The 13199-nt window shown below is 61.6% G+C and carries 8 protein-coding genes; 5 read left to right on the top strand and 3 right to left on the bottom strand.

Annotation, left to right across the window (positions count from 1 at the left end; genetic code table 11):
- The first annotated feature begins 118 nt into the window (after positions 1–118).
- Together FHT75_RS30060 and FHT75_RS30055 are read left to right on the top strand one after the other, a co-directional pair.
- Entirely contained in the window at positions 119–829 is a 711-nt protein-coding gene (locus FHT75_RS30060; protein WP_183845426.1) for a DUF4272 domain-containing protein, read from the top strand.
- 155 nt (positions 830–984) lie between these two features.
- Positions 985–2028, top strand: coding sequence for a magnesium and cobalt transport protein CorA (locus FHT75_RS30055; protein WP_183845434.1), 1044 nt, complete (start codon positions 985–987; stop codon positions 2026–2028).
- 55 nt (positions 2029–2083) lie between these two features.
- Here FHT75_RS30055 and FHT75_RS30050 read toward each other — a convergent pair whose 3' ends face one another.
- The 3 genes from FHT75_RS30050 to FHT75_RS30040 all read right to left on the bottom strand — a co-directional run bounded on the left by FHT75_RS30050 (position 2084) and on the right by FHT75_RS30040 (position 4222).
- Positions 2084–2857, bottom strand: coding sequence for an aminoglycoside phosphotransferase family protein (locus FHT75_RS30050; protein ID WP_183845427.1), 774 nt, complete (start codon positions 2855–2857; stop codon positions 2084–2086).
- 21 nt (positions 2858–2878) lie between these two features.
- The gene (locus FHT75_RS30045; RefSeq protein ID WP_183845428.1) at positions 2879–3760 is read right to left on the bottom strand and encodes an MBL fold metallo-hydrolase; all 882 of its coding nucleotides are present in this window, start codon (positions 3758–3760) and stop codon (positions 2879–2881) included.
- 72 nt (positions 3761–3832) lie between these two features.
- Positions 3833–4222 (bottom strand): hypothetical protein, encoded by a 390-nt coding sequence (locus tag FHT75_RS30040; protein ID WP_097631291.1) that lies wholly within the window; start codon positions 4220–4222, stop codon positions 3833–3835.
- 228 nt (positions 4223–4450) lie between these two features.
- Here FHT75_RS30040 and FHT75_RS30035 point away from each other — a divergent pair, with 228 nt between their 5' ends.
- From FHT75_RS30035 to glgB, 3 genes are read left to right on the top strand one after another with little or no spacing between them, the layout of a single operon-like run.
- The gene (locus tag FHT75_RS30035; RefSeq protein ID WP_183845429.1) at positions 4451–7675 is read left to right on the top strand and encodes an alpha-1,4-glucan--maltose-1-phosphate maltosyltransferase; all 3225 of its coding nucleotides are present in this window, start codon (positions 4451–4453) and stop codon (positions 7673–7675) included.
- On the top strand, positions 7676–10957 hold the full coding sequence (gene treS / locus FHT75_RS30030; RefSeq protein ID WP_183845430.1) for a maltose alpha-D-glucosyltransferase: 3282 nt from the start codon (positions 7676–7678) through the stop codon (positions 10955–10957).
- On the top strand, positions 10954–13164 hold the full coding sequence (glgB, locus tag FHT75_RS30025; RefSeq protein ID WP_063473563.1) for a 1,4-alpha-glucan branching protein GlgB: 2211 nt from the start codon (positions 10954–10956) through the stop codon (positions 13162–13164). The genes treS and glgB overlap by 4 nt, the downstream gene beginning before the upstream one ends.
- Positions 13165–13199 lie beyond the last annotated feature (35 nt).

Below are 13199 nucleotides of genomic sequence, written 5' to 3'. Positions count from 1 at the left end.
GATGTAAAAAAGCCGTTTACCAGTTTTCCGGAATATCGCCGCTGCCTTCGGTCTCGGGATCCCGCTCAGACTGGAAAATGGCTATCCATGCGTCGTCGGCGATGCTGGGAGCCAGATAATGATGAAGCGCATTTTTTCCGCCTATCTCGCACTGATCCTGCCGGTGCAGGCAGCCGTTTCGCAACCCGCTGACGAGGCGGGAGCGCGTAAAGCCCGGTCTATCGCCCAGCTTCGATCGGAAGGCGTTCCGACCATCGATCATCTGCCGACCATCGAGCCCGAAAACGAGGGCACCCGCCGCAATACCAAGGCTGTCGTTCAGCGCACGATCGCCTTTGCAATCGTTGCCGTCAAAGGCGAGACCGGCGACCACGCAATGGGTCAGGCTCTCATCCGCCAGTTTAACGCCGCAGGTTTTTTCACCCCGAAGGAACAGGCGTTCATGGACGATCCGGATCCCTCGGATCAGGAGCGGACGAATTTCGCCTGGCGGTACGAGGGTGTCCACGTCATGCTGTGGGCGCTCGGAATCTCGCCGGACCTCGAGCGTCCAGACCATATTTGCGATGTGCCATTCATTGCGAACACGCTTCGCGAACTGGGGACGGAAGGGCTCATGCGGCGTGCCAGGCTGCGCCCGCAGAAAGAGCTGCTCGACGCCGCCGACCTTGTCTACCGTTACGATTGGGCCGCCGTGAACGCGCGGCTGAAGGGCGAAGAGCCACCCGCCAGATTGGATAAGGGCGTGGTTTACGAACGGCATTACGCCCTCAACTGGCTGACCGGTTACATGGATCAGGACTGGGACGATATATCCACGGACACATGATGCGGCCCGGGTCCGGCCACGAAAAGCGCCTAGTCAGCCGCCACCGAGGCGGATGATGCATGTTTTACCAAATAGCATTATGATCGGCTGCGCGCCGGGCCGGCGGACGAGTTGGCCGCGGATATGTGATGCGTAGGGATGGGAGGGTGGCAGGATTGGAACAGCTGAAGGATCTGGACAGTATTCCCAAGTGGGGAGGGAGCGGTTCGACATCGCCGCCGTTTGAACGGCCCGGTGTCGTGGCTGCCGCCGTTTACCAGCATGGGCAACGCATTCGGGACATCAGGATCGAAGAGGCCGGCGAATGGCGAGGCCGGGAGAATGCCATCGTCTGGATCGGCCTGCACGAGCCGGATGAAGTGCTGCTGCACCAGGTTCAGGCCGAGTTCAATCTCCATCCGCTGGCGATCGAGGACGCAGCACAGCCCCACCAGCGCCCGAAACTGGAGATCTATGGGGACGCGATGTTCATCGTCGCCCGGACTGCGCATATGAAGGATGACGAAATCGTCTTCGGCGAAACGCATCTGTTCGTCGGTCGCGGCTATGTCGTCTCCGTTCGCCACGGGGACTCGTCCTCGTACCTTGCGGTGCGGCTACGATGCGAGGCCACGCCCACGGCGCTTGCCCACGGCGAGAATTACATTCTCTATTCCATCCTCGATTTCATCGTCGACAATTACATGCCGGTGATCGAGGTCGTGCAGGAGGAGGTTGAGAAGCTCGAGGATCTGGTGCTGCGCGAACAGCTGGCAAAATCCGACATCGAGCGGCTTTACCTGTTGCGGCGCAAGCTGCTGCGGCTGCGCAACGCCGTGGTGCCGCTGGTCGACGTCTGTCGGCGCTACGAGCATATCGATCTTCCCGGCATGGATCCGACGCTCCAGTCGCTGTTTCGCGATGTGACGGATCACGTGCGCCGGGTCCAGGAGGATATCGACGCGCTGCGCGAGGTCCTCGCTTTCGCCTTCGAGGCCAGCGTGATGATTGGCCAGACGGAGCAGACGGCGATTGCCCGCCAGCTCGCCGCCTGGGCGGCGATTCTCGCCGTCCCCACCGCAATCGCCGGCATCTACGGGATGAATTTCAGCGATATGCCGGAACTGAAATTCCAGTATGGCTATTTCGTCGTGCTAGCCGTCATCGCCTTCTTGTGTCTGTTCCTCTTCACTTTCTTCCGTCGGAGGAAATGGCTCTAGATACGTGAGCGCTGCGGACACGCGGCAGACGGGACGTCTGCATTGGCGAGGCGCGTCAGCACAGCGCCTTCAGCAGTCGATCCCGATGGCTCCCGATATAGTCGATATCGCTGAGATAAAGCCGGGCGTCTCCTGCATTCACGTCCTCGACGAATGTCTCATCTCCGGTTGAGGCGCTCGCCAGCATGAAATCGACGAGCGCCTGAAGGCGCCGGCAGATCGTTTCGGGGAGCTGGAGCCGTTCCTCCGCCGTCGCCCCATAGGCCATGCAGAAGATGTCCGCCCGCCGCAGTTGTTCGTCGAGGTCGAATGGCACATGCGGATTGGCGGGATCGGATAAGGGCGCCCAGCGATAAACCGAATAGGCCAGATCCCATACCCGCGGTGCGGGATGGGCGGCGTCGAAATCGATGATCCCGACAGCCTCATGCTCTGCCGTGGCGACATTATAGGGCGCATAATCTCCGTGGCATATGATCTCGCACGGCTCTTGCGGCGGCAGCATCCATGTCTGGACCTCGCGATCCCTCTGCAGAAACCCTTGAGATGCCGAATGAAAATCGCGCAGGAGCCGGGCTGCGGAAACCAGCATGCGCTCCGATCCGACAAACGGATCGTTCAGGTCTTCGCAGACACGCCCGGCGACATAGCTGACGACTTCCTGATTTTCGCCGGTTATCTCAATGGGATCAGGTGCTCTCGCAAAGCCGCTGCTCCTCAGATGGCGTAAAAACCGATGCACCGTCGGCGTCCATGCGCCCGATGGTCGGATGACGGTATCGCCGTCGCGCCAGATCTGCGCGGTTCGCCCGCCCTCCAATGGTTTCACTTCGCGATCTCCAAAGATATTCTAGGCGGATTTCAGTCTTTCGATATGGGCCTGAACCGTCGCGCCGAGGTTTGTCTCATGACAGCTCCGGTAGAACGTCACCGTGTCGGAAGGCATTCCGTCGGGGATGGGGACGAAGTCTTCCAGCCGCAGGCCGCTTGAGCTGCCGAGTTGTGAATCCGCCAGCCGGCATTCGCTCAAACTGCCGACACGATCGGCCAGGGCCTGGAAATAGGCCAGGTTCTCATCGACTGCCGAAGGAGAGTACGTGCGGCCGTGCGCAGGGATGACCAGTCTGGCTTTGAGGTGGCGTATGCGCTCGAGCGAGGAACGGATCAGGCGAAGGTCGCCAGCAGTTCTGCTCCAGACTTCGGGAATGGGGTATTCCACCGCGTCGACGGCCAGGCAGGTGCGAAGTTCGGGAATCCATATGGCGATATGGTCGGGCGTATGTCCTGGCGTATGAATGAGCTCCAGCGTCAGATCGCCGCCGTTGAGGGTCATCGAGCCTGAGAAGGTAATATCGGGACCGATGAGGTCGACGTTCCGAAATCGCGATTCCTGGCTCGCCTTGTCGCTGAGGACTTCTCGTGTGGAAGGGTCGCGCAAACGGTCGAGCGCGGCGGCATGCGCGATAATCGGCGCGCGCCCGGCAATGGCGGCATTTCCCCAGAAATGATCCCAATCCATATGCGAATTGACGACCACCAGCGGACGAGCCTCGGCCCTTTCCTCGAGCAGATCCAGCGCCATCCGGCACAGCTCGGGCGTGCCAAGCGTATCGATCAGGACGTTGAATCTCTCGGTCCGGACGAACACGGCATCCACTTCGTCGCCGACCCGGACGATCACGATGCGATCGTCGAGTCCGGGGTAGGAGCGCAATTCCACCGATGCATTCACGTCTGGTCGCCTCTGTTGCAATCGCAGTGATCTCATCCGGATATATCAAATCACGTTCGGACGCCTGCTCTTTCAGGGGGAGGCGGGATCTGTGGCGGCTTTCGTCTGATTTGGTTCCTGCTTCACGGGGACGTGTACGTCCCAGCGTTTCATCACAGAGTTCGGCACGGCGACCGTGCATATCACCATGACGCTCGGCTTCGAGCGGCCAAGACTCTTCGGCGTCCACTGTGTTTCCAGTGGGACCGCACATCGGGGAACCAGCGTCTTCAGATTGGGCTCCAGCACTTCCCATTGCTGATCCCCCCTGGCGTTCTCGTGCGAAATGAAGCGCCTGGCCTCCTCGCGGATTTCGAACAGGCCATGCGTGTGCTCCGTGGAGTGATCGGTCTCGATGCTCCAGGAAGCCAGACCCAAGGCGCAAGCCGACAGGGCTGCGCCAAGTTGTATCGATCGAAGCAATGGTACGTCGTCAGCAGCCAAATGGGTCACCCTCCCGGGAGGCAGAAGACTACCCAAAAACGGCACGAACCTTCAAGGCTTCGCCGCAGTGCGAGCGCCTTGGAACGCGCCCCATCGATCCCGCGCCAACGCGGCCGACGGTATCTGGCGCATCGCGAATTGCCAGTTTTAGTGGAACAACCGCCGCCAAAAAAAGTTTGCCTCTAAACCAACTCGAGGCGGCGGACGATGTTATTCTCTGCGAACCAGGGTGTGTTGAGCACCCCACCCCGGATTTATTATGTCAATCCACTCCTTCTTCAGGGTGTCGATGCGTGGCGCGAGGTTTTCGACCATGCGGCGGAGATGGGCTTCGACCGTGTGCTGACCGCACCTCTCTTCGATCGGGGCGGGGAGCGCAGCGTCTTCGCCTCCCAAGATCTGGATTGCCTCGATCCTCAACTATCGCTCGGACGCGAGGTCGAGGATGGAGTGGGGTTTCTGGCGGAGGCTGCCCGCAAGAGCGGTGTCGCCTTGATGATGGACTTGATGCTCGACGGCAAAGTCCGGGCTTCCCAAGCGGACTTTCATCCCGTCGACCCCCGGCGCTCGCCATTAGACCCCGAGGACCCGATATCCGCGATGGGCGCAGAGCGCCAATCGCAGCTGTTGGCGGAATGGACTGAACGGCTGCGGTTGCTGACCGAGCTCGGCCTCGCCGGTTACCGGACGCTCGGGATTGATCGCGTCGCGCCGGCGATTTTCAGATCGCTGATTTCGGCAATCCAGGAGAAGGCGGACGCGCAATTTCTCGCCTGGACGCCCGGTACTGATTTTGGCGTGAGGGACGCGGTCAGGGATACAGGCTTCGATGGATGTTTTTCATCGATGGCCTGGTGGGATCTCGACGAGAGATGGTTCATCGAAGAATACCGCGTCCAGGCACCGTTCGGCTGGCAGATCGCTTTTCCGGAGCCGCCATTCGCCCGGCGGATCGCGCACGGAACCGAGAGCCGCGAAGTCCTCGAACGGCGCGCGGTCAGGGCGCTGCGTCTTGCTGCCTCGCTCGGCGGCGGCCTGATGGTTCCGATGGGCTTCGAATATGGTGCAACCACGCCACTCGATCCGACCCATGGGAATGGAGCCGGCTTGCGAGGGATGCGCCATGACCTCGCTTTTGATCTTTCCTCCGAAATTCGCCTTGCAAACAATGAGATCGGCAAGAACCCTCATGCGCGTGCCGCATCGCTGCGGCTGATCCGCAACGCCAATGGCCCGGTCTCGGCACTTCTGCAGTCCGAGGCGGAAGACCTGCGCAGCGCCGAGAATGTACGCTTCATCCTGCTCAATAGGGATCTTCGGAAGAGCGCACCCGCGCCGGTGACGGCCCTTCGCGAAGCGGCTTCCGGTTTTCTTCCCGTCGCGACCGACGGCGCGCCGCTGCGGCTGCGGGCCGGGGAGGCCCGGGTGGTTGAATGTAAGGCGCCGTCGCCGATCACATCCCAGCCGATCCTCGAGATCGAGCAGGCGGTCGCGTCGGCGCGGCTCGCCATCGAAAACATCATGCCGAGGGTCGACGACGGGCGCTTTCCCGTCAAGCGGGTGGTCGGCGACATCGTGGCCGTCGAGGCGGATATAATTGCCGACGGCCACGACCCGCTCGTCGCAGTCCTGCTCTGGCGGCCGGTCGATGCTGCGGACTGGAACGAGACGGAGATGCAACTGGTCGAAAACGACCGCTGGCGCGCCGAATTCCTGCTGGAGCGCACCGGACGCTACGAATTTGCCATCGAGGCATGGAAAAACCCGTTTGCGATCTTTCGTTACGAACTGACGAAGAAGAACGATGCCAGGCTGGACCTGAAGCTCGAACTGCAGGAGGGCCTGAACCTCGTCCGCTCGGCTGAGACGCATGCGGGTGCTGCGCTCCGCACCGAATTGCAGGCCCTCGCCGACAGTCTCGAAAGGGCGTCCGATGTCGAGCGCACGGCGATCCTGCTCGATGCCGGGACATCCGGATTGATGGACAGGGCGGACAGCCGGCCGTTTCGGCTTCGCTCAGAGGCAAGCACCGTCGATGCCGAACGGAAGGCGGCCGCCTTTGCCAGCTGGTATCAGATCTTCCCGCGCTCGCAGAGCGGCGATCCGGACCGGCACGGCACTTTCGACGACGTCATCCCCAGATTGCCCGCCATCCGCGATATGGGCTTCGACGTGCTCTATTTCCCGCCGATTCATCCGATCGGTTCGACCAACCGGAAAGGCCGTAACAACAGTTTGAAAGCCGCGCCGGGCGATCCCGGAAGCCCCTATGCCATCGGCTCGGAGGACGGCGGCCACGATGCCATCCATCCCGAGCTCGGCGAGTTCGAGGATTTCCGCCGGCTGGTCGAGGCGGCAAGCCGGCATGGTCTCGAGATCGCTCTCGACCTCGCGATCCAGGCGTCGCCGGATCACCCCTGGCTGAAGGAGCATCCCGGCTGGTTCGACTGGCGTCCCGACGGCACGATCAAATATGCCGAAAACCCGCCGAAGAAATACGAGGATATCGTCAACGTCGATTTCTACACGAAAGACGCGCTGCCTTCGTTATGGGTGGAGCTCAGGGATGTCGTCCAGCTTTGGGTGGATCAGGGCGTCAAGCTGTTTCGCGTCGACAATCCGCACACCAAACCCTTTCCGTTCTGGGAATGGCTGATCGGCGATATCAGGGCGCGTCACCCTGATGTCGTCTTCCTGTCGGAGGCCTTCACCAAGCCGAAGGTCATGTACCGGCTGGCAAAGATCGGCTTCTCCCAGTCCTACACCTACTTCACCTGGCGCAATGCCAAATGGGAGCTCGAGCAATATATGCGAGAGCTGACCGAGACGCCGGCGAAGGAGTTCTTCCGCCCGCATTTCTTCGTCAACACCCATGATATCAATCCGGATTTCCTGCAGAATGCGCCACGTCCGGCCTTCCTGATCCGCGCAGCCCTTGCCGCCACCCTGTCGGGTTTGTGGGGCGTCTATAACGGTTTCGAACTTTGCGAGGGGCGTCCTGACGCTAAACGCAAGGAATATGCCGACAGCGAGAAGTACGAGATCCGTGCCTGGGACTATGACCGGCCGGGCAATATCATTGCCGAAATCAGGACGCTCAACCGCATCCGGACCGAAAACACCGCGCTGCATTCGCATCTCGGGCTGACGCTGCTGAATGCGCGAAATGACAATATCCTGTTTTTCGAGAAGGCAAGCCGTGCCCGCGACAATGTCCTGCTGATCGCCATCAGCCTCGACCCCTACAATTTCCAGCAAAGCGACGTCGAACTGCCGCTCTGGCACTGGTCGCTCGGAGACGGCGGCACGCTGGATGCCGAAGATCTGATCGTCGGGCATCGTTTCAAGTGGACCGGGAAATGGCAGAGCATCGGGTTCAACCCCGAGGTCCTGCCCTATGCGATCTGGCGTATTCGCTCAAGGGAGGCATGAATGGACGCGATGAATGCCGATGGCTCACACCAGCCGCTGTGGTACAAGGATGCGATCATCTACCAGCTGCACATCAAGTCGTTCTACGACGCCAATGGCGACGGGGTCGGCGATTTTGCCGGCCTGCACCAGAAGCTCGATCACATCGCGGCCCTCGGCGTCAACGCCATCTGGCTGCTGCCGTTCTTTCCCTCTCCGCGCCGCGACGACGGCTATGACATTGCCGATTATGGCAATGTCAGCTCCGATTACGGGACGGTGGAGGATTTCCGCGCCTTCGTCGATGCTGCTCACCAGCGCAATATCCGCGTCATCATCGAGCTCGTCATCAACCACACCTCCGATCAGCATCCTTGGTTCCAGCGCGCCCGCCAGGCGCCAGCGGGATCACCGGAGCGCGACTTCTACGTTTGGTCGGATACCGATCAGAAATTTCCGGAAACGCGGATTATTTTCATCGACACGGAAAAATCCAACTGGACATGGGACGCCGTTGCCGGCGCCTATTACTGGCACCGCTTCTATTCCCATCAACCCGACCTGAATTTCGACAGCCCCCTCGTCATGGAGGAATTGCTGAGGGTGATGCGCTTCTGGCTGGAAACCGGCATAGACGGATTTCGTCTCGACGCGATCCCCTACCTCGTCGAGCGCGAGGGAACGATCAACGAAAACTTGCCGGAAACCCATGCAATCCTCAGACGCATTCGCGCCGCTCTCGACGCCACCCATCCCGGCGTGATGCTGCTTGCCGAGGCCAATCAGTGGCCGGAGGACACGCGCGAATATTTCGGGGACGGCGACGAATGCCACATGGCCTTCCACTTCCCGCTGATGCCACGGATGTATATGGCGATCGCCAAGGAGGACCGGTTCCCGATCACCGACATCCTGCGTCAGACGCCGGAGATTCCCGACAACTGCCAATGGGCGATCTTCCTTCGCAACCACGACGAGTTGACGCTCGAAATGGTGACCGACGCCGAGCGGGACTATCTTTGGGAGACCTATGCATCCGACAAGCGCGCCCGCATCAATCTCGGCATAAGGCGGCGCCTAGCGCCGCTGATGGAACGCGACCGCCGGCGGATCGAACTGATGAACGCGTTGCTTCTGTCGATGCCGGGAACGCCGGTGATCTATTATGGCGACGAGATCGGCATGGGGGACAATATCTATCTCGGCGACCGGGATGGGGTGAGGACGCCGATGCAATGGTCTCCGGACCGCAATGGCGGCTTCTCCAGGGTAGACCCGGCGCGTCTCGTCCTGCCGCCGGTCGCCGATCCGCTCTACGGTTTCGAGGCCGTCAACGTCGAGGCGCAGAGCACGGACGCGCATTCGCTGCTGAACTGGACGCGCAAAATGCTGGCGCTGCGCGGCAGGCATCCGGCTTTCGGACGTGGTTCGCTGCGGTTCCTCTCACCGGAGAACCGCAAGATCCTTGCCTATCTCCGGGAATATGAAGACGAGACCCTGCTTTGCGTCGCAAACCTCTCGCGGCTGCCACAGGCCGTCGAACTCGACCTGTCGAGCTTCGAGGGCCGCGTGCCCATCGAACTGACCGGCATGTCACCCTTTCCGCCGATCGGTCAACTGACCTATCTGCTTACGCTGCCGCCCTACGGCTTCTTCTGGTTCCAATTGGAGGCCGATGCCGACCCGCCGGCATGGCGCACCGCGCCGCCGGAGCAGCTTCCAGATCTGGTGACGATGGTCATCCGCCGCGGCCTGCTCGATCTTGTCGATGAACCCAAGCTTGCGCGCGCCCTCAGCACTGAAATCCTGCCTGCCTATCTCGCGAAACGGCGGTGGTTCGGGGCGAAGGACCAGGCGCTTCAGGCAGCGCGTCTGATCTCCGCGACGCCGATCCCATTCGCCGACGGTATCGTTCTCGGTGAATTGGAAGCCGTACTGCCGAACCATAGCGAATCCTATCAACTGCCGCTGGCGGTCGCCTGGGACGATGCGCAACCCTCCGCGCTGACCCAGCAACTGGCGCTCGGACGGATTCGCCAGGGCAGGCGCGTTGGCTTCCTCACGGATGGATTTGCCGTGGAGGCGATGGCGCGCGGCATCCTGCGCGGACTTCGCGACCGCTCCCGCATCACCGGCCGCACCGGCACCCTCGAATTTCTCGGCACGGAGCGGCTCGATCGCCTTGAAGTCACTGACGACCTTGCGGTCCATTGGCTTTCGGCCGAGCAGTCCAACAGTTCGCTGATCGTCGGCGACCTCGCGATGATCAAGCTGATCAGGCACATCTTTCCGGGTATCCATCCGGAGGTCGAGATGACGCGCTATCTCACCCGCGCCGGCTATGACCACACGGCGCCCCTGCTCGGCGAGGTCGCGCACACCGATTCCAGCGGACGCCGTTCGACCTTGATCATCGTCCAGGGCGCGATCCGCAATCAAGGCGACGCCTGGAACTGGATGCTGAACAATCTGCGCCGTGGGGCAGACGAACTCGTGCTGAACGACCCGGCCGTCCAGCCCGGCGACGACGTCTTCCGGTCGCTGATCAGTTTCGTCGCGATGGTCGGCCTCCGGCTCGGCGAACTGCATGTCGTACTCGCCGGGGAGACCGATGACGAAGCCTTCAGTCCGGTGGTCGCAGGCGACAGCGAGGTCGAGGCGATGAAGAAGGCCGTTGCCGGCGAGGTTGCCTATGCCCTGTCGAAACTTGTCGAACGCGAGGAGAACGCCGATCCGGCGATCGACCTGCTCGCAGCACCGCTTCTCGCGCGCCGTTCCGAACTCGCCGAGCTCGCCGCGACGCTGGCGGCGAGCGCCCGGCATACGCTGATGACGCGCACGCATGGCGATTTCCATCTTGGCCAGATCCTCGTCAGCGAGGGCGATGCCGTCATCATCGACTTCGAGGGGGAACCCGCGAAAAACCTGACCGAGCGCCGCGCCAAGACCAACCCGCTGCGCGATGTCGCCGGGCTTTTGAGATCGCTGAGCTATCTCGTGGCCACCGCCCAACTGGATAACGACGCAGTCATCGAACACGAGAACGAAGTCCGGCGCGAGGCGATCGCCCGCTTCGGGCGCCATGCCGAGGAGGCTTTTCTCGATGCCTATTCGCAGGCGGTCTCCGTATCGAAGGAGCTTGACATGCCAGCCAATCAAAGACGGAGGGTTCTCGATGCCTTTCTTCTCGAAAAGGCCGCCTACGAGATCGCCTATGAAGCCCGCAACAGGCCGAAATGGCTTCCGATCCCATTATCCGGCTTTACCGAAATCGTATCGCGTCTGGCGGGGGTGAAGGCATGAATGTTGAACGTTCGGAACTTCTATCAGGCATCGGACAGGATGCGTTATGGGCCCTGATCGAGGGACGTCATGGCGATCCGTTTTCGATCCTCGGTCCCCACGAAAGCGGTGGCATGACGATCGTGCGGGTCTACCTGCCCGGCGCCGAAGCGGTCGATCTCATCGAGGCGGCGAGCGGTCGGGTGGTGACGCCTTTCAGCATCGCCCATCCGTCCGGCCTGTTTGCGGCAGTGGCCGCGTCGAGGACGGGATATCGGCTGCGGATCACCTGGCCGGATGCCGTCCAGATCACCGAGGATCCCTACAGTTTCGGCCTGCTGCTGGGAGAACTCGACCTCCATTTGATATCGGAAGGCACCCACTACAGCCTGAGCCGGACGCTCGGCGCTATGGCGATGTCGATCGACGGCATATCAGGGGTCCGCTTTGCCGTGTGGGCTCCGAATGCGCGCCGTGTCTCGGTCGTCGGCGACTTCAATGCCTGGGACGGGCGGCGAAACCCGATGCGGTTGAGACCGTCGGCGGGCGTCTGGGAACTGTTCGTTCCGCGCCTCGCCCCCGGCGAAAGATACAAGTTCGAGATCGTCGACGCGCAGGGGACCTGCCTGCCGCAGAAGGCCGATCCGGTGGCAAGGGCGAGCGAGGCCGCCCCGTCGACCGCATCCATCGTCGCATCGTCGACGCCGTTTCGATGGAGCGATGACGGCTGGATGAAGGGCCGATCCCTGCAAGACAGACTGGAGGGCGCATTCTCCGTCTACGAGGTGCACGCCGGCTCCTGGCTTCGCGACCAAAAGGATGGCAACAGGTCACTCGACTGGGTCGAGCTCAGCCAGCGGCTCGTTCCCTATGCCCGCGACATGGGTTTTACCCATATCGAGCTCCTCCCGATCATGGAGCATCCCTTCGGCGGCTCCTGGGGTTATCAGCCGCTCGGCCTGTTTGCGCCCACCGGCCGATACGGAACGCCTGAGGATCTCGCCTATTTCGTCGACCGGTGCCATGGCGCCGGGCTCGGCGTCATCCTCGACTGGGTGCCGGCCCATTTTCCCACAGACGTCTGGGGGCTTGCTCGCTTCGACGGCAGCGCACTCTACGAGCACGAAGATCCGCGCGAAGGCTTTCACCGCGACTGGAACACGCTGATCTACAATCTCGGCCGCAACGAGGTGAAAGGGTTCCTGATCGCCAGCGCGCTCGAATGGCTCGAGCGTTACCATATCGACGGTTTGCGGGTCGATGCGGTTGCCTCGATGCTTTACCGCGACTACAGCCGCAACGAGGGCGAGTGGATTCCCAACCAATATGGCGGTCGCGAAAACCTGGAAGCGGTCGCATTCTTCAAGCACCTGAATAGCATCATTCACGAGCGCTGCCCGCACGCGATGATGATCGCCGAGGAATCGACGGCCTGGCCCGGAGTGACGAAACCGCCGGAGCAGGGAGGACTCGGATTCGACATTAAATGGAACATGGGCTGGATGCATGACAGCCTGAGCTACATCGAGAAAGATCCGATCTACCGGAGCTATCACCACGGTACGATGACTTTCGGGATGATCTATGCCTATTCCGAGCGCTTCATGCTGCCGATTTCCCATGACGAGGTCGTCTACGGAAAGGGCTCGCTGCTGACCAAGATGCCGGGCGACGAATGGCAGAAATTCGCCAATCTGCGCAGCTATCTTGCCTTCATGTGGGGCCATCCCGGCAAAAAGCTTCTGTTCATGGGCAGCGAAATCGCCCAGCCGGGCGAGTGGAACCATGACGGTTCGGTGACCTGGGATGTACTGGACCGGCCCCAGCATGTCGGTATCCAGCGGCTGGTGCGCGATCTGAACAGCCTTTACGGGCAAGAGCCGGCATTGCAGTTCGGCGACTTTCACCCGGAGGGCTTCGAATGGGCGGCAGCCGACGACGCCGTCAATTCCGTTCTCGGGATGCTCCGTTACGCGCCCGCCCGCGCTTCGTCGTTCCTGGTCGTGTCGAATTTCACGCCGGTGCCGCGTTACGGTTACAGGATCGGTGTGCCGAGCGACGGTGTGTGGATCGAACGGATAACGACCGATGCACGGGAATATGGCGGCTCGGGTCTGGTCAATGGCGCGGTCTCGACTGAACCCGTGGCGGCCCACGGCAGGCCCGTCTCCCTGTCGCTGACGCTGCCGCCGCTGTCGACGATGTTTCTGCAGGGGCCGTCGCCTTGACGAGGTCTCAGGCCCTTGCGGCTTCGCGGTCGTTT

The organism is Rhizobium sp. BK112 (assembly GCF_014193215.1).
Taxonomy (GTDB): domain Bacteria; phylum Pseudomonadota; class Alphaproteobacteria; order Rhizobiales; family Rhizobiaceae; genus Rhizobium; species Rhizobium anhuiense.
Note: the sequence above shows the minus strand (reverse complement) of the source record. Positions and strands in the feature narration are given on the sequence as shown.